This is a genomic window from Clostridium sp. KLE 1755 (genome assembly GCF_000466465.2).
In the GTDB taxonomy this organism is placed as follows: Bacteria; Bacillota; Clostridia; order Lachnospirales; family Lachnospiraceae; genus Eisenbergiella; species Eisenbergiella porci.
Genome location: NZ_KE992717.1, coordinates 48,996 through 68,252 on the forward strand (window position 1 = coordinate 48,996; position 19,257 = coordinate 68,252).

Sequence of the window (19,257 nt, forward strand, 5' to 3'; positions counted from 1 at the left end):
CTTTCTTACAGTGGGGAGGGCTAATACCCTCCCCTTCAACTTCTAAGCCGTTTCTGTATGTACATAATGAGCAAGAGCACTGCAGCATGCAGCCATAACCTGCATAGTCGGATTATTTCCCTTATATGGAATAAGACCTGGATTATCAGTACCTGGAATAGTATCCGCAGTTTCCTGACTTCCGGTCATACGATGATAGATTTGTGTATTTAGCTCATCATAGGACAAGATACCCGGAATATCTGCAAGTATGTTAGCAAAACGATTTTCAACATCTAAAGAATAATACTGAGATAAAGCATTCGTAAATGTGCTTGTTGCTCCCTCTGTAGCATTATTAATTATATCAGCAATTTTGACTGCATCCATATCGGCACATAAAGCAGAATAGCTGCAAACTCCATCTGAGCCGACTTTTTCAAAAGCTGTTACAAATGCACTTGCATAATCTAATTTCGCAGGAAGCGCAAGTGTTGTTGCAAGCATACTTGATGCCAGATCGCCGCCCCACCCTGCCCAGAATGAGGGTACCATAGATTTATTATCAATATAGGCTTCAATTACAGCGGCAAGCTTAGGAAGCTCGATGATTCCCCTTGCATTATCTGTTAATTGTGTTACTGCTCCTTCTTTAATATATGGAAACATCTTTTCATACAATGTTAATCCGTCAGCTTCAGGTGGAAGCGCTTTTAAGTAATTAATAAACCCAGAATATAATTCTTTCTGCAGAACAATAATCAAAGCTCGGTTAGTCTTCGCTTCATAAACTCCATCTGTAGGAAGGAAACTGAGCATGGTGGAAAAAGTCTGGTAATAGTTTTTGTTGAGATATTGCTGTGCAGCACGAATATATTGATCTGTGTCTTTTGTTTCTCTTACCTGATCTAACGTCAAAAGAGAACGGAAGAAATCTGGTTCTATCACTGATTCGAAAACGGATAATCCTAAATCCTGCTTAAATGATTCAATGTCTGCTTTAGTACCGACAGTAAATTCTCCATTAAAGCCATTATCATAATAGCCTTTACAGTAAAGACATCCCTGCGCAATTCTTATTACATTAGGCACGCTAACTGCATTGACAATAGGACATTTCTCGCTCAGCTCCTGATTCCATTCGTCATCAATTTCTGTAACATCTACTGTTATTTGTAATGCCATTGTAAGCGCATTCATTGTGGACTGACCAGCGATCCCATCAGGTAATATAGGATATTTTCCTGTTTCACTGAAATAATCAGGGAATTCCTGGCTTAGCCAATTTTGTACTTGTTTTACATAACCATTCATAAAATTATCTCCTTCTTTTTATTGATTAGGGCCCTAATCTATAATGAAGGATAAACTGTTATCAAAAATGTAAACTACAGTTATATAATACATAAGTTTACAATCTAAACAAATGGTTCTCCTTATACATTAAAGAGTAGATAAAGCGAGATAACAATGCAAATAAAATATAAGGAGGGATGACCAAATCAACGGCATAGTATTGACGATTTATTTATTCTTTCACACACGCTTAAATTTGAAAGGAGATAAATATGGAAAATAACAACTTACGATACGTGATAGGAGATAATGTGGAAAGCATGGATTTATTGATGCTAGACTATACGCTTGTGGCGCCAGATGAACCGAAAATAGGTTCTACGATGCATATAAACCATGAGTATATTCCAACTAATATTACTATTAGAGAAGATACATGGGAAGCCGGGCAGGCAATTACTGTTTCTTCACTGAAAAATGAAAGCATACAAATAACTTCAGAGGTCACTGATAACAGAAAGGTTATTGAATGTCCACAAAAGCCAACTCCTCATAAGTGGGGAGGTCTTGTGACTGCAGTTTACAATTTACCTAATGGGGAAGTAATGACCAAAAGGTCTACAGGCTGGAAATTTACGGAAGACTGGGTAATGACAGCTGCACATATTGTGTTTGATCCGGATATGAAAGTTTTTGCAGATTCAATAACTTTCCATCCTGCCGTTAGTGGCCTTGAAGAAAACAGCCCCTATGCACCCATTCCTATAAACAGGGCAGTAATTCATCCCAATTATCGGCTTAATGCAGGACATGTAGATCCAGAAAATATGTTGGATTATTCATTCCTTTTGCTTAATCCAGATTATGAGCGGCCGGAGGGATATTTAGGCTTTTACTATCAGCATGACTATTTCTATACCGGAGAATCCTTTGCAATATTAAGTTACCCATCTGATTTGCCAGCTGATGTTGATGAGAGCAAGAAAGGAACCTATATGTATAGCCAGGTGGTTAAGCATAACGGGTATGCAGCGACAACATCTGTAGTCTACAGTGGAATAAGAACAGCCGGCGATGCTGGTGCTCCTGTATACTGGTACGACTATTCTGGTAAACTTTGCTGTATTGGTATTCTTGGTATGAATGCCGGACCATACAATGAAGTTATTAAATTTAAAGCCAGGGACTTTTCTATGATGCGCTATCTGAAAAGACACTACCCTGCTGAAATGGCTTATATTCAGCCACCTAAACCCTCAACTGATGGGTTGTCAACAATTAATTCTCTGATTCCTATGCTGAAGAAAGTAGAAAATGAATATGTAAAATATTATACTAAAACTTTCACCAGTTTATTGACATCTAAAGAAGTTGTGACTGGTCTCACCAAATTTCTGCGGCATAAAAAAGGGGATAATCTTATTGGCTGGAATATGTTGGAACAGGTTAAACCAGATGGTAAAATCGGTTCGGAAACATTGGCTGCGATGCCAATATTAAACCAAAGCAGCAATGAAGAAAATCTCATCTGTATTCTGCAATGTGCATTATGTTGTAATAAATATTCAGTTGATATCAACGGCATTTATAACGATGCTGTAGTAAAAGTTGTACAGGAATTTCAGCAGAATGTTGGGCTGACCTCAGATCCTATGGTAGTTTCAGGTGAAGTAAACCGGCGTACATGGGCTGCTTTACTCCAAAGCAAAGGGGATCCGGATAGAAAAGCAAATGCCTGCGATTGTACAGAAAAATTAGACTTAATTAAGGCCAAGGCGCTAAAAGAAGCCGGTTATAACTTTGTTGGAAGATATCTGAGCAATGCTTCTGATTCAAATAAAGGCATCACAAAAGAAGAACTGGACATTATTACAACCGCAGGACTCAATGTATTTGCAATTTACCAGGAAGGCAGTATTACACCGGAATATTTTTCAGAGGAACAGGGTAAAACAGATGCGGTAAAAGCATTTGAGGCCGCAAGGGTAAGTAAGATCCCTAACCATGAAGTAATTTATTTCGGTGTTGGATACGATTTTACAGAACAGGGTTGTAGAGAAAAAGTTATTCCGTATTTTTCCGGTATAGTCAAAGCTATGAAAGATAAGGGTAGCTGGTACAAGGTTGGTATTTATGCGCCAAGAAATATATGTAACATAATTATTGGAGCTAAATTGGCAGAAAGCCTATTTATTGCAGACAAATCAACCGCTTATAGTGGGAATCTGGGATATGCTTTACCAGACAACTGGGCTTTTGATCAATATGAAACCGAAACTATGACCGGAAATGGTACTAAATTTCAGATCAACAAAGTAATAGCATCAGGAAAATATGCAGGTTTTAATGGTCTAACACGTTGTGGACACGAGAATTATAGAGACTGTACCCTTCATGATATGGTTCTTGAAACTTCAAATGAAGATGGAGGTATTTATTATGTTTGTCAGGCCTGTGGATATAAAGTAAAAGCCCCCAGTATGCAGGACAAGGATATTCTTTCACTGGAGGATAGTCTGCGTGTGAAATCCGGATACATATTCCAAACCTACTACTCTGCTCTCTTAAAAGAAGGAATCGTATTTTCAGATCTTGATACGAATGAAGTACTTGCTTTTGCAATGCAGCAAATCCGGGCAACCTATCCTGCAAAATACGAATTCTGTGACAAGGATGGCATATGCTTACGCGAATTTGGGAATTATTTAAGTGAACCTTTTAAGGAATCGCCACTCCATTCATTGGATTATTTTCGTGCTGACACTACAGCGGATATTGGTATATATCTAATAGAAACCCTTGAAAAAGTCATTGGATTCTTTTCACCTACAGCAAATTTATTCCTAAATTTACAGACAGTCGCGGATGTATTAGCAGATCCTACTACATATTATGCTAACGGAATATCTGCAATTATGGCAGAGTTAGCTTCCAAAACAGGTATTAAACCATTGGAAATATTATTCCTCTTGACTGATATTGGAATAGAGATACCTGACAGTTTAGATAAATATATGGAAGATGGTGACCATGTTATTAAATTTATGCCTACAAATCAGCACGTAACAGAAAGCAGATTAAATGCCATAGTTTGGTCCCCGGATTTACGAGTGAAGGCAATAATTTTTAAAATTAATATGACTTTACCGGAATCTTAAATTTTGAGAGAGAGGCTTAGGCCTCTCTCTGCATAAGGCAATAATTTGCTTTTGTTTCCAGTCACTTACCATACTTCATATTGAACTATTAAAAACTTTTAGCCTCTTATTTAGAGTAAAGAATAATATTAAATTATAGAGCCCAAAATATAATAAAAATTCATACGGAATGGAATCCTTATAAATATCCGGAAAATAAAACAGATGGAAAATAAATTTGTTTGTATGGATAATAAAATTTGCTAGGGGATTAAAGATTTTATTATCATAAAAAAAGAGTGAAAATCCCTGAAAAAAAAGCGCCGAAGCTACAAATTTAAGATATATCAATAATATTTTCAAGGTATTGCGATAATAGCAAATAGAAATCAGCCAAATACTAAACGTTGCTACACTAATCAAAGGCACGGAAAATATCTCTATAAAAGATTCATACACAGCTACTTTAGTTATAGATAAGTCCAAATATGTCAAAATTATAGTGAATATTAATGGATAATAACCTATTGTATGTTTGGTTGATTTGATTAATTTTATTGATAATGCCCCAAAAATAGATAGCAGAATCAATGTTCTGAAATAGAACTGACTATTATAATCCAGAAATTTATTAACCACAATTATATAGGAAAAAATATTTATTGGTGCAATAAAAAAAGCTGAGATATCTAATAGGATTGTAAAAATCCGAGGATAAAAGTATCCGCCTCTAATAAGGAGATCCGCTGTCATCGTAATAGATATATAAATTAATCCTATTGTTAAATAAATGGAACGCTTTGTCAATAAAACAAATAGCAGCCAAATAAGTATAAATGACACTGTAAGACATATCGTAATTGTAGAGGTCAAAACCGGCTTAAGTACCCAATAAGCAATTAAAGGTCTCTCTGCTAAAGTAGCAAAGGTGTTTAAAAAGATAAGTAAAAACGTAAAGGAGATAATTTTTTTATTATTTCGTATAAAATTCATTTCATTCTCCTAAATAATATTTGAAAATATCACTTTAATTATACAGCAAATTGATAAATTGTAAAATATAAAAAGTCATTATTTACATTGTAATAATTTTTTTATCCTTCGTAACTAAAACAAGGGGGGCATTATGGAAAATGCATTAATTGAAGCTGCAATGTCACAGGGAATATGGGTTGTTCTTTTTGTAGCTCTATTTCTTTATACAATCAAAAATAATGAGAAAGCCGTAAAAAGACAGGAAGAAAGGGAAGAAAGATATCAAAGCATAATAGCAAGGCTCACTGAACAATTTTCGATTCTATCTCAGATTAAAGAGGACACAGAGAATATAATCGAAAAAATGGACAAGTAAATGTAACATATTCGATACATATTGGGATAAAAAAAATGCAAATGTAATTTCGTATAATGTATTTACATTTTTCGACTATTTACTTCCTTACTATTAAGGAGGTAAATAGGTATGTTTTATGAGATGATATCAAATTTACAGGCAGGTAATAAAAAAGAACTTTTAAAATTAATTGAATACTTTCAACCATTATTAAAAAAATATTCATTCTTACTAGGGTATCAGGACGCTTATGATGATCTACAGCTTTCATTTATAGAATTTTTACAAAATATGCCTTTAAAATCCCTATATAATAAAAATGATGGAACAATTGTGGAGTATATAAGGGTCTCTGTTTCAAATTTTTACAAAGCAGAGATAAAAAAGATAATTAACCAGAAGAATGAGATACCCATGTCAGATTTAACTGAAAACCAACAGTTCATGGTTCTTAAACAAAATTCATATTGCGATGATACATTTCTCATTGAGTACGAATTTGATAAAATTCTAAATTCAGAAGAAATGGAAATTATATATTTAATATATGTTTTGGAATATTCTTCTTCTGATATAGCAAAAATCCAACATAAAACCAGACAGGCAATTAATCAGAAAAAAAAACGTGCATTAAATAAATTACGGGAATCTATGTGCAAAACCCTTTACCTATAACTTAAATTTTTCACTTGAATAAGCGCCTGTGCACCCTGAAAATTTAATAATAACTGACAAAAAAACATAGCTACAATTCTACCCATATTCTACTTCCGGGGGATATTATTATTTCTGTTATAAGGTTACAATTATAGTAATTCTTCAGCAGGCCAGTTTGTAAATACCGGCAGCGGCTGCAGGAGTTCATAGCATGTAGCAATCAATTTCCATTCGTGGTGATATCTGCGCAGGCAGACATATCCGTTTGGATAGACTTTACAAACAGCCGTACAGGAATTAATCAATTACAAATTACGCCATCAATACACGGAGGTAACACAATGGACCAGTCAGCTATCGGAAAATATATCTATCAAAAAAGGAAAGCGAAAAACCTGACACAAACACAGCTTGCGGAAAAGCTTGGCGTTTCCAACAAGACCATCTCCAAATGGGAAAACGGCAAATGCATGCCGGATTACAGCATTATAGAAAATTTATGCAACACGCTGGGAATTACGATATCCGAATTCATAGATGCCGAAGACGCTGCTGATGACAGTATTCGTATGTACGATGAAAAGCAAATTACGGATCTGCTCAGAAGAACTCAGGAGCTTGAGAATCAAAAAGCGACCATGTACGGCATGTTCCTTATCGTAATTGGTATCGCCATGCTGCTGATGTCCCACACTGTCGGCGGTTCCGATATGAAAGATTTTATGTCAGGCGTTCTTTTTGGGATTTCTGTCGCTGAAATACTGGTTGGCGTATATTGTATCGGCAGAAGCTTTCTCAGAAAATGAAGTTCTGGAAATACCGCTGTCCAAAGACATTCCAAAAACAGCGCCAGACAGTTTGACCGGCCGGAACTATTATAATAAAATTCCGGCCGGTCAAATACAGCCAGTCAGTCAGATACAACCTGCCACGGTTATCATTAACGGCATATATATTGATATACATAGGGAGGATATACATTAGAGCCTGTTAAAAAGCCATCTCCCTGAAGGTCCCCGCCATTCCGGCCACCAGATCCCACTGGCGCTCCATATACGATTTCAGCCCCGCAGCACTATCCCTGTAAACGTCACAGACGCTCCGGAGATCCTCAAAATGCGCCGCAACCGCATTTGCCGCCAGGAACCCGCTTTCCATTCCGGCCGAGATCCCTTCTCCCATGGGATTGAGGAAGCCTGCCGCCTCTCCGGCAAACAGCACACGCCCCATGCCAAAATCAATCCGGCAGCCGGGCCGGACATGGGGCATCAGCCACTTTTCTTCCTTCGTCTGCCTGTTGATCCGCAGATTATGCCGTTCCCGCATGTAACCAAGAAACCGGTCATAAAACAGGGGAATTCGCGCCGGATCCTTCACCGATACACCCAGGACAAGAAGATTGTCCTTCACATTAAACCACGCATCATATTCTGACAGCTCCGGCTGCAGATAGGCATAGAAATAATGAGGATCAAGGTCAATTGTGCCCTCATTGAAAGTCTGGTAGGTGGTGATATATTCCAGTGTTTCCTTCCGCAGCCTGCGCCTGACCGCCCCCACAACACCTTCACAGTCCAGCACGTAAGCTGCTTTCTCCACGAAGGTTTCCTTCCCCTGCAGGGTGACCTCCACAAAACCATCCTTCTCTTCACAGGCAACCACCGTAGTGCAGTCCCTCACCTGCGCGCCGCTTTCCCCTGCCTTTTCCGCCAGCCAGTTATCAAAGGAGCTGCGCCACACATTCAGCCCCTCCTGTGCAAATCGGTACTCCCTGCCGCAGTCATTCGTAAAAACCATTCCTCTGTTCTCCGCCGGCTCACAGGTCACCGACAGGGGTGCGTCTTCTCCAAAATAAAGCTTCACCAAATCCATGGATTTTTTTATCAATACACCGGAACAGGATTTATATCTGGGCAGCGCGCATTTTTCCGCAAGCAGAACCCGAAGGCCCCTGTCCGCCAGAATTTTAGAAGCCGTGCTGCCTGCCGGCCCTGCCCCAATAACCAATACGTCATACATAATCATTCTCCCCTTGTAACTGCCCGTTGCGTTCACAGTTACCTTTCTTTTTTCCTTTGTTATATTCTCCCTCTGTTCTATTTTTCCTTTATTCTTTTTTTCTTTTGTTCTTCTTTTCCGCATCTTTCCCCGCCCCGCCATCCCAATCGCCAATGCCTCCTCCACTGTAAGCCGTTTCTTCCTGCCCTGTCAATAAGTGATTCCAAAACATTGCAATATCCATTTGACAGGCCTGCTCCCCTGATATTAAGATAGAAACAAATCAGCCTCCATCACCGCCGGAAGGCAGAAAGAAAACAGGTGCTTCTTTATGAATGCTAAAATCCTACTGGCAGATGACGAAAAGGATATTCTTGATCTTCTTGAAAATGTACTGCGAAAGGACGGTTTCCAGTCCATACAGAGGGCAGAAACCGGAATGGGCGCGCTGAAGGCCTGCCGGGAATTCCAGCCGGATGTGGTCATTCTGGACATCATGCTGCCGGATATTGACGGCCTGGAGGTGTGCAGGAAAATCCGTGAATTTTCCTACTGCTCCATTCTCTTTTTATCCTCCAGAAATGATGATATCGATAAAATCCTCGGTCTTTCCTGCGGCGGTGACGATTATATTACCAAGCCCTTCAGCCCCCGGGAGGTCGTATTCCGCGTCAAGGCGCAGCTGCGGAGGCAGCAGTACCAGAAAACGTCGCCGGACGGAAATGCCGCCCTGCTGAAAGCCGGCTCTCTTACCCTGGATCCGGAAAGCGGACGGGCCTATAAAAACGGGAAAGAAATCAGCCTGACCGGACGGGAATTCCTGCTGCTGTCCTATCTGATGGAAAATACGGATAAAATCATCAGCAAGGAACGCCTTTACGAACAGGTTTGGGGCGAATACAGCAGCATCTGTGATAACACCATTATGGTACACATCCGCCATCTTCGGGAAAAAATTGAGGATAATCCCTCCTCCCCCAGACAGCTCATTACCATAAAAGGGCTTGGCTATAAGCTGAAAAAGAGGCTTGAATCATGAAAAAATCCGGTTACCGCACTATTTTTCATATTTATCTGATTTTCCTCCTGGGCCTGCTTGGCGCCTTTCTTGCCTCCGCCTGTTTCTTTTTTCTGCTGATTACTTTCAGGAAGCCGGACGGTTCCCTTGCAAAAAGCGACTGGCCGAAGCTCATGACGGAAAGCTTCCGGGAAGAAATCCTTTTCCTTGACGGGAAGCCGCAGCTGTCACAAACAGGCCGCGAGCTGCTCCGGATGGAAAAAACAGGCCTGCAGCTGCTGGATGCCTCCGGCCGCGAGCTGTTATCCTGGCAGAAGCCTGAAGAAGCCCAAACGGACTACTCGGCTGCACAGCTCCTGCGCATCGTAAGCAGCGGACATCTGGAAGGCAGGCAGGAATCCTCCTTTGCCGCAGTTTTCACAAAGGATGGGCAGGAGTACACCTGCCTGCTTCATTTTCCGGTAAAAATCTCGGAAAATACCATGTATCTTAACGGCGAACGTTTCTCCGGCGGAAAAAATGTCCTTTTGCCCATTGCTGCCGTCCTGCTTGTTCTCATCTCCTTTTTTGCTATCCTGTATGGCTTCAGGCTTACCCGCACAGTAAAGCAGCTGGTTATTTCCGTTGATGAAATCGCCGGGCGCTGCTATCTGCCCGTCCGGAGCACCGGGGCTTTCCGCGACCTGGGCGAAAGCCTGAACCGGCTGGACGCTGAACTCCGGGAAGGGGATCAGCTGCGAAGGGATACAGACAGAATGCGGGAGGAGTGGATCACCAACATCACCCACGATCTCAAAACACCCCTATCCCCTATCCGGGGCTATGCGGAGCTTCTTTTGGAAAATGGAGTCCCTGAGGAGGGCTCCTGCCGGCAGTATGCCGCTGTCATGCTGAAAAATACCGCTTACATGGAAACACTCATCGACGATCTGAAGCTCACCTATCAGCTGGATAACCGCATGCTTCCCATCCACCGCAGCAGGCAGGATATCGTCCGTTTCCTGAAGGAGCTTGCCATCGATATCCTGAACACACCGGAATACGAAAACCGCACGATCCATTTTCTAAGTGACGATGCGCCCATCCTGTTTCCGTTTGACCCTACCCTCTTAACAAGAGCCTTCCGTAACCTGATCATCAATGCTTTTGTCCATGGAAATGAAAACACCGAAGTCACAATACTGGCCGCCGTTACGGATTCCGCACTCCAAATCGCCGTTGCCGACAACGGAAGGGGAATCCCTCCGGAGGATGCGGCACATCTCTTTGACCGCTATTACCGCGGCCAGGATACCGGCCGGAAACCGGAGGGTACCGGCCTTGGCCTGGCCATCGTAAAAGGTATTGCCGAGCTTCATGGAGGCAGTATCAGCGTTTTCTCCCTGCAGCACCAGACCTCCAGGCTCCTCTACGGTTCCCCCGGCGCCAAACCGGTTTTGCTCAACATCCCTGCGGACAGCAGAACCCTGTTCCAGATAGACTTTCCTTTAATTAAGGTTAATTAAGGTTCCCTGAAAATCCCCTTAAGGCTGACAGCGTATCATGTACCTATGGTAGCTGCCAGCCTTATTTTGCATATATGCAAGCCACGCAGTACCATAAAAATCAAATTCAGAGGAGGTATCTTGTGAAAATCATACTGAAGTACATCATCACCAACGTTAAGGAACGCAAGCTGCGGAGCGGTGTCATGCTGCTGTCCATTCTTCTTTCCACCACGCTTCTGTTCGTATCCTTTTCCATCGGCGCATCCTATGAAAGCGCCCAGAGGAAAATGGCGCGGGGGATGGCCGGGAGCGCAGCACTGTCCGTATCCTCACTGTCCGGCGCCGTCACTTCCCAGGACATTCCGGATCTGCCAGCCATTGGAGCGGCGGTTGGCATATTGAAGGGATCTGCCCTTTACCATGAAAATGGTTATTATGAAACCATTGATCTCATTGCCGCCGATCTGCCTTCCCTTAACAAAATCAATCCGCCGCGCCTGACGGAAGGCGGGGAGCTTTCCGATTTTGAGGGAGACCGTATCCTGCTGCCGGATCGCTTTACATCAAAGTACGGCATTCAAACGGGGGATGATTTTTCCCTGTGGATAGAAGGGACTCCGGTAACCCTTGAGGTTGCCGCAATCGCAGCCTACGACACCGTTTTCCTGCGGCACACAAGAGGCGCCACCGCGCTTTTGCCTATGGAAACGCTGGCCGTTCTTACCGGGCAGACGGAAGGCTTCAGTGAAATCCTGATAGCGCCTGCAGACGGCGTTTCAGCAGCGGCGCTGAAGGAAGCGCTGGCCGCAGCGCTGGCAGACGGCCTTCAGGTCACCGAAACTGTGAAGGAAGCGCAGATTGCCGCGGACGCCAGACAAAAGTCCATGCCTTTTTTCCTCATAAGCTTCTTTTCTCTTACCATGAGCGTTTTCATTATTTACAGCAGTTATAAGGTGATTACGCTGGATCGTCTGCCGGTCATCGGAACCTTCCGCAGCATCGGCGCAACACAGAAAACAGTCACCCGGATTCTTCTGTTGGAAAGCATGCTGTATGGCATTATGGGCGGTCTGCTGGGCATCCCTGTGGGAATCGCATTGCTGCGGCTGATTTTACAGGGCATGGGACAATCCCTTTCCCAAGGAATCGAAATCCCCGTCATCGTTTCCCCGGCCGGCATCCTTCTCTCCTTTGCCGTGGCCGTTGTTGTCTCCCTGTTAAGCGCCTGGCTTCCCATACGGCGCGCAAGCCGTCTTCCTGTGAAGGAGGTGGTGCTTGGAACTGTGGAGGAGGCACGATCTTCCCACCGTTTTATTGCCGTGAGCGGCGTGATCCTGTTTGCCATTTCCGCCCTTCTGCCCAGGGCTGTCACGAAAGATCTGCTTTATCCGGCCGGCGGTTTTTCCCTGCTGGGCCTCATTGCCTCAGCCATTCTGTTCGTACCTCTTTTTACCAATCTGGCCGCGCGGGGAATGGAGCGTCTGTATGGTGCTGTTTTCGGGAACGAGGGCAGGCTTGCCGCCCGGAATATGAGAGGCAACAGGAATACCACGCAGAATATTACACTGCTCTTCATCAGTATTTCCGCTGTAATTGCCATTCAGGTGGTGGGCGATTTTGTGACCGCCTATGTGAGCGATGTCTTTAACGGCGCAGAGCTTCAGGGCTTTGCAGACGGCCATATGGATCCCGCTTTTGTGGAGCAGGTGCAAAATATGGAGGGAATGGAAAAGCTTCTCCCCCTCTATGTCTTTGAAAACAGTATTCAGGCCGGAAAAACGGTCAGTCCTGATCAGGAAAACAATATAACCTTTACAAGGCTGGAAGGAACCGACAATCCTGACTGGTACTCCTCCATGTTTGCGCTTCATTATACAGAAGGCCAAAGGCCGGAGGCTTCCGTATTTCAATCGGAAAGGATCATACTTTTGAGTGAAAGCTGTATGGAACGCAGCGGCTTTTCCACAGGCGATATAATTACGCTGTCGGATGGAAACGCTTCCTATAATTATAAAATCGCCGGCAGCTTTAAATCCCGGGCCACCGACGTGGAGGCCGTCATTTCCTCCCGCTGGGCGGCAGATGACTTCGGCGCTTCCTCCTATGATTTTCTTGCCTATACCGCCGTCGATCCGGATGCCGTTATGGTGCAGATCCGGGATCTCTTCGGCAATACCTCCAACTGGAGCCGGACCGTAGAGGAGTTTAATACCGACGCCCTTTCCACAGTGGGAGCCTTTCTGCAGCCCATGCACAGCATGACCTATTTCATCCTGCTGCTGGCCGCTGTGGGCGTTATCAACAATCTGCTGATTAACTATATGCAGAAACGGCGCATCACGGCCATGTACAAATCCGTAGGGCTGAGCAACAGGCAGAACATGAAAATGACACTGATTGAAGGCTTTTCCTCCGGTTTGATCGGCGCGATCATCGCCATTGTTGTTTCTTACCTGGAGATACAAACCATTTTTCTTGTGGCAGGCCCGAAAATATCCATGTCGCCGCACCTGGAAATTTCCACCTTCCTGTCGGCCGGACTTATGGGAATCGGGGTAACGCTGCTCGGTTCAGCCGTCCCTATCCTGAAAAGCCGCCGGATGAAGCTGGTGGAGGAAATCAAGTTCGAATAACTGCCGGCCGCCAGGAAATACATGGCAAAAATAAAACTGTATACAGGGACACTATATTCCAGCATTTTAATATATTTTTAAATTTTAATATATTTTACCATTTTAAACAGAAAGGAAAGCTTTTATGAAAACATCAACAGAACGCATTGCCGTGGAAGGTAAGCATATCAGAAAGGATTTTCAGCTGGGAGACAGTACCACAAGGGTGCTGAAGGACATTTCCCTGCAGGTCGCCCGGGGAGAATTCGTTTCCATCATGGGGCCGTCAGGTTCCGGAAAAAGCACGCTGCTCTATATTTTAGGAGGCCTGGACGCCCCCACGGCCGGCTCCGTCCTTCTGGACGGGATGGACATCTCCCATTTTACCGATGAAAAAATGAGTCGGTTGCGGCGTCAGAAAATCGGTTTTGTTTTTCAGTTTTATAATCTGATCCCCAATCTGAACGTGGAAGAAAACATTCTGCTCCCTCTGCTGCTGGATGGCAAAAAGGCAGCGGATTATCAGGACAGGCTGGCACAGCTGCTGGAAACCGTCGGTCTGTCCGACCGGCGCAGGCACACGCCCCGGGAACTCTCCGGCGGCCAGCAGCAACGTGTGGCCATCGCCCGGGCGCTCATGGGTAGCCCTGAAATCCTCTTTGCCGACGAACCTACCGGGAACCTGGACAGCAAAACCGGAGAGGAAATCATGGCTCTGCTCAGTGAAATCAACAAGGAACAGCACCAGACAATCATCATGGTAACCCACTCTCCCAAAGCGGCTGAAAGCAGTACACGGATCATCACCGTGCAGGACGGAACGCTTCTGTGCTCCTGAGGATCTACAGCAGGAAATGCCCTGCAATACCGATAAGCGTGCCAAGCACAGCTGACATGATAAGCATGGGCGGAGCAGACTTCTTATCCTCCTTGGCCACCATAATAATGATGGGCAGAGCCATAGCCAGTCCGGTCACTCCGCCCTTCAGCCACCAGACCAGGCCGAACAGGTCAATATCCAGGATGACAAAGGGAAGAATGAAATAAAATACGAAGGCCGAGGCAATGGAATGCCTGTCCAGCTTCATTTTAATCATGGGCAGAATATCTATGGCCCCGGCAATCATTCCGATGAGACAGGTAAGTAAAAAAGTTTTCATGGTTTTTCTCCTTTTTTATCGTTCAGGCATTTTAAATCCGGTCAGTACACGGTTCAAAAAATCATTAAAGGGTTTCATTTTCAGGAAAATACCCACGGCCAAATCCAGAAAATCCTCCGTATTACGCACAACGGCGTCACTGACCAGATATTCCAGATACCAGCTTTTCAATTTCAGATATTCGGCATGGGGATGTTTCCTGTCATAGCCTGCGGGAACATTTTTCAGCGCCGTTCCCTGTACCTCAAAGGTATTCCTGAAATCCGGCGCCTGAAGCACCTGCTCCCATTCGCCAGGATGTTGTGCGATATAATTTCTTACCATCCCGGTTGCGTCTTTAAACATATCCGCAAAAAGGCCGCCTCCCAGAAAGGACTGCCCATCCGGCTTAATCATCAGATAATATCCTACAGGAATTGGCAGCTTCCCGCCGGAAGAGATGTGGGCGCGGAAGGCCGGATTGTAAGGAGATTTATCACGGCTGAAGCGGGTATCCCTGTTTAGCTTAAATGTCAGGTCCCGTGGATCGTTATGCAAAATACTGCTGTCCTTTTCCCCTATCCGCCAAATCAATTCCTGTAACAGCGCAATAAATTCCTCATTTGCCTCCTGATACTCCTTCTTATGGGCATGATACCATTCCCGGTTGTTGTTTCCGGCCAGGCCGGTCAGATAATCCAGAATAATCCCTGTGTTCATAAACTTCCTCCTATGTTTTTATGTTTGTATAAGCTTCGGCTTTTGCAGGAGCTGCCCAGAAGATATGACAGGGCGGATTCTGCATCGGTTCCCGTGCTTATAATTTTTCCTCCTGTATTGTTAGACTGCGCGGCGGCATCCGTGTGACAATAAATCTGTCTTTTTTAAAAATTAAGAAATTTGTGCAGTATTATTTAATTTTCCTGTGTGAAAATGAATTTAATAAGATTAATCTTGAATTTGATGCGATTAATTTGGATGACTTTAAGGAAGTGACTTTAAGAAAGAAGGCCGGGATATGTTGAATTCTAAAAAATTGACACGGGGATTGCTGATTGTATATCTTGCTGCTTTGATTTGGATTATAATCTTTAAAATGCAGCTGTCTTTTCAGGGGCTGCCGCATCTGAGAAATATCAATTTAATTCCTTTTGCCGAATCGATGGTTACAAACGGGAAAACAAACTACAGCGAAATCATCAACAACGTAGCGGCATTTATCCCTTTCGGTATTTTCATGGGTATGTTGTTACAGGGCCAGGCTTTCTTTAAGAAAGTTGCGCCCGTATTTTTGACAAGCCTGGCCTTTGAGGTAATCCAGTTTGTCTTTTCCATCGGTGCAAGCGATATTACCGACCTGCTCGCAAATACTTTCGGCGGCCTTATTGGAATTGGGTTCTTTTTCCTTCTGGAAAAAGTATTCAAAAGGAATACGCTGAAAATCCTTAACTTAATCTGCCTGGCCGGAGGAATTATTTTAGTTTTGTTTATTGGACTTTTGGTGCTTGTGAATCTATAATATATAGGTAGCAGTTCAGAATGCGGGACTATTGGTGCAAAAGCGGGTGTTAAGCTTGCTTATAAGACTGTTTTACACCAATAGTCACCTCGGATGAACAATCCGAGGTTTCTTGCATGGCAACGTCATTCAAGAAAATGCTCCGACCTGAACAGATACATACATAATAACTATAATATTTAATAGCAGGAGAAAAAATATGCAGACTATTGTTATACTGTTAGATCCCGGAAAACTTATAAATCCGGATTTGGACTTGCGTTACCTGATTCCCGATCGAATTGGGGAATTGACGGATGGCGCCATTCAGGATAATGGATATGATTATATCGATCGAGAAGGTTCCGGCCCTCTTTTAGGAATCTGGCTTGAAACCGGGGACGCCGCCCAAAGCTGGCCGGCCATAGCAAAACTTTTTCATGAAGAGAAGTTTTCCGATAATGATCTTTCCCTTTCAGCAGAAATCTATATTAGCGAAAAGGAAGCTGCGGACGTGGAGGATTGTACATTAGTATATCCTTTATGAATATCCCCTGATTTCCGTATCACCCATCTTATGGCAGAATCCATACCAGCATATGGATGTAATATGCCCTATATATTTTTCAATCAACGAAAACGCACTATTCTAGCAGGCTTTTCCCGCAAATTTAAGTTGGAAACAGGTGTGTCTCCTCGGAAATACAGACATCTTTACCAAAATACCGATAATGCTTAATAGCGCTACTTTTATCCAGTTGTCTCCGCTGCTCCATCTGCACAACGCCTCCCGGGCCATCCCATGCGGTCAGCGGTTATTTTCCGCCATAACGCCAACCAGCTTGTGCGGCACATACATTTCCTCCAGAAAAGTGATCTCCTCTTCCGTCAGCTGCACATCAACTGCTTTCGCCGCCCCTTCTATATGATGGATTTTCGTCGCACCCACTACCGGGGCCGCCGTTTTCTGCAAAAGCCATGCCAGAGCTATTTCTGTCAGGGTAACCTCCTTCTGTTCCGCCAGCAGTGCGGCCCGTTCTATTATTATCTGATCCAGCGCCTGTGTACTGCCGTACTTCTGACGTGCATAGCTATCCTCCTCCAGGCGCTTCGATTTTTCTCCCGGAAGCTTAGACAGCCGTCCTCCCGCCAGCGCACTGTAGGGCGTCAGCGCAATGTTCTCTTCCCTGCAGTAAGGTACCATCTCCCGCTCTTCTTCCCGGAAAATCAGATTATAGTGCCCCTGGACGGATACAAATTTTGCAAATCCTTCCTTTTCCGCCAGCGCATTCGCTTTCGCCAGCTGCCATGCAAAGCAGTTTGAAATACCGATATAACGGGCTTTTCCTGCTTTTACCACAGCATTCAGCCCCTCCATAATCTCGTAAAGCGGCGTCCCATAATCCCACATATGATAAATATACAAATCCACATAATCCATCCCCAGGTTCAGAAGGCTTTTATCCATCATATGCATAATATGCTGCTGTCCTGTAATGCCGCTCTCTGCTTCCTCCCGCGTGCGCGGCAGGAATTTGGTTGCAACCGCCACATCCTCTCTTACGGCCAGCTCCCGCAGGATCCTTCCCACATACTGTTCGCTGGTTCCGCCCTGATAAGCGGCTGCGGTATCAAAAAAATTCACTCCCAGCTCCAGCCCTCTTTTAATGATTTCCCGGGAATGCGCCTCGTCCAGCGTCCACGTATGCTGTCCTTTTCCGGCATCGCCAAAGCCCATACAGCCCATACAGATACGGGATACCCGCAGCTTTGAATTTCCAAGCTTTATATATTGCATTTATTTTTTCCCCTTCTTCATCTCATGCCGCAGATAATCCATACGCTCCAGCTGCCTTTCGCGGAAATGGATTTCATCCAGGGCCTTGCTCCGCTTGGCATCAAGCATTTTCATCCTCTCGTTTTCCGTGGACTCTCCGGCAAGCATCAGTCTCATATAGCTCTCCACCTCTTCCGGGCTAAAACCGATATCATGCAGCGTCATAATCAATCCAAGGCGCTCCAGATCCTGGTCGTCATACTGCCAGTCCCCCATTACCTGTCTTACCGCCCCGCACAAGCCCCAGCTTTCATATTCACTGAGGATTTCCGGCGGAATCCGGTAACGTTCGCAGGCTTCCGATTTTGTCATATCCTCACGCCTCCTCTCCCATTGGTTCTTTTCTGATACATTTTTTCACATGCCTGATAAATGCCGCCGTTGCCGGCGAAAACACCTGGTTTTTCTTCCATGCCAGCACCGAACCGGTTTCCAGGCCAGGGGAAAGCGGTACAAAGCATAAATTGTCATAGCTGCTTTCCAGCCTCAGCGTCAGCGCCTCTCCCGCTCCTTTATCCACCATCATGGCCGTATTATAAAGAAGGTTATGGGTAGAAAAAATATCTATCTGATCCGCATATTCGCCAAACCAGTTTGCCAGCTCATTTTGCACCAGTCCCCGGCCCGATGCCATCAGCGGCCGGCCAATCAGATCCTCCGGCCGGACTGCCTTTTTTTGTGCCAGCGGGGAATCCTTCCGCACAAGAATCCCCCATTCCTCCTTTAATGGCATACGGATAAACTCATATTTGCCGATGTCCACAGGCTCCAGCAGCAGTCCCATGTCAAGAAGGCCCTGCTCCATCCTGTCCTTGATATTGTCCGCATTGCCGCTGAAAATATCGTACTGTACCATGGGATATTTTTCCCGGAAGGAGGAAAGAAGCTCCGCCAGGCAGCCGCTGCTTCTCAGTTCCCCGCTGCCGATGGCAATTTCACCGATAATGCTCTCCTCCTCGTGGGAAACCTCCCTTTTTGTTTTCTCCGCAAGCCGGAGCAGCTCCTGTGCCCGGCGCTTCAGCAGCATTCCTTCATCCGTCAGAATAATGCTGTGGCTGCTGCGTTCAAACAGCTTTACCCCCAGCTCCTCCTCCAACTGCATCAGCTGCCTGGAAAGCGTAGGCTGGGTCACGTGCAGAAGCGACGCGGCCCTGGTAATGTTTTCTTCCCTTGCAGCCATCAAAAAATAATTCAGTACCCGAAGCTCCATATCCGCCAATCCCTCCCGGCCGAAAGCCTGTCCGTTCCCAATCGCCTTACTCTGTG

General features: G+C 44.6%; 18 protein-coding genes. 10 read left to right on the forward strand and 8 right to left on the reverse strand.

The features are described from left to right. Positions 1–42: 42 nt before the first annotated feature. On the reverse strand, positions 43–1,293 hold the full coding sequence (locus HMPREF1548_RS14760) for a hypothetical protein (protein WP_021637055.1): 1,251 nt from the start codon (positions 1,291–1,293) through the stop codon (positions 43–45). Positions 1,294–1,547: 254 nt separating this feature from the next. Between HMPREF1548_RS14760 and HMPREF1548_RS14765 the strand changes: the two genes are divergently transcribed. From HMPREF1548_RS14765 to HMPREF1548_RS14785, 4 genes are all read left to right on the forward strand, one after another. Continuing rightward, positions 1,548–4,433, forward strand: a complete 2,886-nt coding sequence (locus tag HMPREF1548_RS14765) for a glycoside hydrolase domain-containing protein (RefSeq protein WP_021637056.1) — start codon at positions 1,548–1,550, stop codon at positions 4,431–4,433. 1,105 nt (positions 4,434–5,538) lie between these two features. After that, positions 5,539–5,763 (forward strand): BhlA/UviB family holin-like peptide, encoded by a 225-nt coding sequence (locus tag HMPREF1548_RS14775; protein WP_021637058.1) that lies wholly within the window; start codon positions 5,539–5,541, stop codon positions 5,761–5,763. A gap of 111 nt (positions 5,764–5,874) precedes the next feature. Further along, positions 5,875–6,420, forward strand: coding sequence for an RNA polymerase sigma factor (locus HMPREF1548_RS14780; RefSeq protein ID WP_021637059.1), 546 nt, complete (start codon positions 5,875–5,877; stop codon positions 6,418–6,420). A 323-nt stretch (positions 6,421–6,743) separates the two neighbouring features. Further along, positions 6,744–7,208 carry a helix-turn-helix domain-containing protein gene (locus tag HMPREF1548_RS14785; protein ID WP_021637061.1) on the forward strand — a complete coding sequence of 155 codons (465 nt, stop codon included), beginning with the start codon at positions 6,744–6,746 and terminating at the stop codon, positions 7,206–7,208. Positions 7,209–7,392: 184 nt separating this feature from the next. Here HMPREF1548_RS14785 and HMPREF1548_RS14795 read toward each other — a convergent pair whose 3' ends face one another. After that, the gene (locus HMPREF1548_RS14795; RefSeq protein WP_035322314.1) at positions 7,393–8,421 is read right to left on the reverse strand and encodes an NAD(P)/FAD-dependent oxidoreductase; all 1,029 of its coding nucleotides are present in this window, start codon (positions 8,419–8,421) and stop codon (positions 7,393–7,395) included. Positions 8,422–8,509: 88 nt separating this feature from the next. Further along, positions 8,510–8,644, reverse strand: coding sequence for a hypothetical protein (locus HMPREF1548_RS30550; RefSeq protein WP_276946327.1), 135 nt, complete (start codon positions 8,642–8,644; stop codon positions 8,510–8,512). An 87-nt stretch (positions 8,645–8,731) separates the two neighbouring features. On the opposite strand from HMPREF1548_RS30550, the gene HMPREF1548_RS14800 reads away from it, so the two are divergent. From HMPREF1548_RS14800 to HMPREF1548_RS14815, 4 genes are all read left to right on the forward strand, one after another. Next, positions 8,732–9,439, forward strand: a complete 708-nt coding sequence (locus HMPREF1548_RS14800) for a response regulator transcription factor (RefSeq protein ID WP_021637064.1) — start codon at positions 8,732–8,734, stop codon at positions 9,437–9,439. Then, positions 9,436–10,923, forward strand: coding sequence for a sensor histidine kinase (locus tag HMPREF1548_RS14805; RefSeq protein WP_021637065.1), 1,488 nt, complete (start codon positions 9,436–9,438; stop codon positions 10,921–10,923). The genes HMPREF1548_RS14800 and HMPREF1548_RS14805 overlap by 4 nt, the downstream gene beginning before the upstream one ends. Positions 10,924–11,045: 122 nt before the next feature. Further along, positions 11,046–13,538 carry an ABC transporter permease gene (locus HMPREF1548_RS14810; protein WP_276946328.1) on the forward strand — a complete coding sequence of 831 codons (2,493 nt, stop codon included), beginning with the start codon at positions 11,046–11,048 and terminating at the stop codon, positions 13,536–13,538. Between the two features lie 124 nt (positions 13,539–13,662). Further along, positions 13,663–14,355 (forward strand): ABC transporter ATP-binding protein, encoded by a 693-nt coding sequence (locus HMPREF1548_RS14815; protein ID WP_021637067.1) that lies wholly within the window; start codon positions 13,663–13,665, stop codon positions 14,353–14,355. Between the two features lie 4 nt (positions 14,356–14,359). Here the strand turns inward: HMPREF1548_RS14815 and HMPREF1548_RS14820 are convergent, their stop codons facing one another. Continuing rightward, positions 14,360–14,677, reverse strand: coding sequence for a hypothetical protein (locus tag HMPREF1548_RS14820; RefSeq protein WP_021637068.1), 318 nt, complete (start codon positions 14,675–14,677; stop codon positions 14,360–14,362). 15 nt (positions 14,678–14,692) lie between these two features. After that, positions 14,693–15,376 carry a DUF2461 domain-containing protein gene (locus HMPREF1548_RS14825; RefSeq protein WP_021637069.1) on the reverse strand — a complete coding sequence of 228 codons (684 nt, stop codon included), beginning with the start codon at positions 15,374–15,376 and terminating at the stop codon, positions 14,693–14,695. Between the two features lie 298 nt (positions 15,377–15,674). Here HMPREF1548_RS14825 and HMPREF1548_RS14830 point away from each other — a divergent pair, with 298 nt between their 5' ends. Further along, entirely contained in the window at positions 15,675–16,175 is a 501-nt protein-coding gene (locus HMPREF1548_RS14830) for a VanZ family protein (protein WP_021637072.1), read from the forward strand. A 199-nt stretch (positions 16,176–16,374) separates the two neighbouring features. Then, positions 16,375–16,701, forward strand: coding sequence for a hypothetical protein (locus HMPREF1548_RS14835; protein WP_021637073.1), 327 nt, complete (start codon positions 16,375–16,377; stop codon positions 16,699–16,701). Between the two features lie 261 nt (positions 16,702–16,962). Here the strand turns inward: HMPREF1548_RS14835 and HMPREF1548_RS14840 are convergent, their stop codons facing one another. From HMPREF1548_RS14840 to HMPREF1548_RS14850, 3 genes are read right to left on the reverse strand one after another with little or no spacing between them, the layout of a single operon-like run. Continuing rightward, positions 16,963–17,952 carry an aldo/keto reductase gene (locus tag HMPREF1548_RS14840; protein WP_021637075.1) on the reverse strand — a complete coding sequence of 330 codons (990 nt, stop codon included), beginning with the start codon at positions 17,950–17,952 and terminating at the stop codon, positions 16,963–16,965. Then, positions 17,953–18,303, reverse strand: coding sequence for a MerR family transcriptional regulator (locus tag HMPREF1548_RS14845; protein ID WP_021637076.1), 351 nt, complete (start codon positions 18,301–18,303; stop codon positions 17,953–17,955). It lies immediately after the preceding gene. 4 nt (positions 18,304–18,307) lie between these two features. Then, positions 18,308–19,201, reverse strand: a complete 894-nt coding sequence (locus tag HMPREF1548_RS14850; RefSeq protein ID WP_021637077.1) for a LysR family transcriptional regulator — start codon at positions 19,199–19,201, stop codon at positions 18,308–18,310. Between the last annotated feature and the right edge of the window lie 56 nt (positions 19,202–19,257).

What these genes read in the sequence shown, in the direction of transcription:
- HMPREF1548_RS14760 (WP_021637055.1), bottom strand. Translation starts at nt 1,293, where the DNA reads ATGAATGGTTATGTAAAACAAGTACAAAATTGGCTAAGCCAGGAATTC.
- HMPREF1548_RS14765 (WP_021637056.1), top strand. Translation starts at nt 1,548, where the DNA reads ATGGAAAATAACAACTTACGATACGTGATAGGAGATAATGTGGAAAGC.
- HMPREF1548_RS14775 (WP_021637058.1), top strand. Translation starts at nt 5,539, where the DNA reads ATGGAAAATGCATTAATTGAAGCTGCAATGTCACAGGGAATATGGGTT.
- HMPREF1548_RS14780 (WP_021637059.1), top strand. Translation starts at nt 5,875, where the DNA reads ATGTTTTATGAGATGATATCAAATTTACAGGCAGGTAATAAAAAAGAA.
- HMPREF1548_RS14785 (WP_021637061.1), top strand. Translation starts at nt 6,744, where the DNA reads ATGGACCAGTCAGCTATCGGAAAATATATCTATCAAAAAAGGAAAGCG.
- HMPREF1548_RS14795 (WP_035322314.1), bottom strand. Translation starts at nt 8,421, where the DNA reads ATGTATGACGTATTGGTTATTGGGGCAGGGCCGGCAGGCAGCACGGCT.
- HMPREF1548_RS30550 (WP_276946327.1), bottom strand. Translation starts at nt 8,644, where the DNA reads ATGGATATTGCAATGTTTTGGAATCACTTATTGACAGGGCAGGAAGAA.
- HMPREF1548_RS14800 (WP_021637064.1), top strand. Translation starts at nt 8,732, where the DNA reads ATGAATGCTAAAATCCTACTGGCAGATGACGAAAAGGATATTCTTGAT.
- HMPREF1548_RS14805 (WP_021637065.1), top strand. Translation starts at nt 9,436, where the DNA reads ATGAAAAAATCCGGTTACCGCACTATTTTTCATATTTATCTGATTTTC.
- HMPREF1548_RS14815 (WP_021637067.1), top strand. Translation starts at nt 13,663, where the DNA reads ATGAAAACATCAACAGAACGCATTGCCGTGGAAGGTAAGCATATCAGA.
- HMPREF1548_RS14820 (WP_021637068.1), bottom strand. Translation starts at nt 14,677, where the DNA reads ATGAAAACTTTTTTACTTACCTGTCTCATCGGAATGATTGCCGGGGCC.
- HMPREF1548_RS14825 (WP_021637069.1), bottom strand. Translation starts at nt 15,376, where the DNA reads ATGAACACAGGGATTATTCTGGATTATCTGACCGGCCTGGCCGGAAAC.
- HMPREF1548_RS14830 (WP_021637072.1), top strand. Translation starts at nt 15,675, where the DNA reads ATGTTGAATTCTAAAAAATTGACACGGGGATTGCTGATTGTATATCTT.
- HMPREF1548_RS14835 (WP_021637073.1), top strand. Translation starts at nt 16,375, where the DNA reads ATGCAGACTATTGTTATACTGTTAGATCCCGGAAAACTTATAAATCCG.
- HMPREF1548_RS14840 (WP_021637075.1), bottom strand. Translation starts at nt 17,952, where the DNA reads ATGCAATATATAAAGCTTGGAAATTCAAAGCTGCGGGTATCCCGTATC.
- HMPREF1548_RS14845 (WP_021637076.1), bottom strand. Translation starts at nt 18,303, where the DNA reads ATGACAAAATCGGAAGCCTGCGAACGTTACCGGATTCCGCCGGAAATC.
- HMPREF1548_RS14850 (WP_021637077.1), bottom strand. Translation starts at nt 19,201, where the DNA reads ATGGAGCTTCGGGTACTGAATTATTTTTTGATGGCTGCAAGGGAAGAA.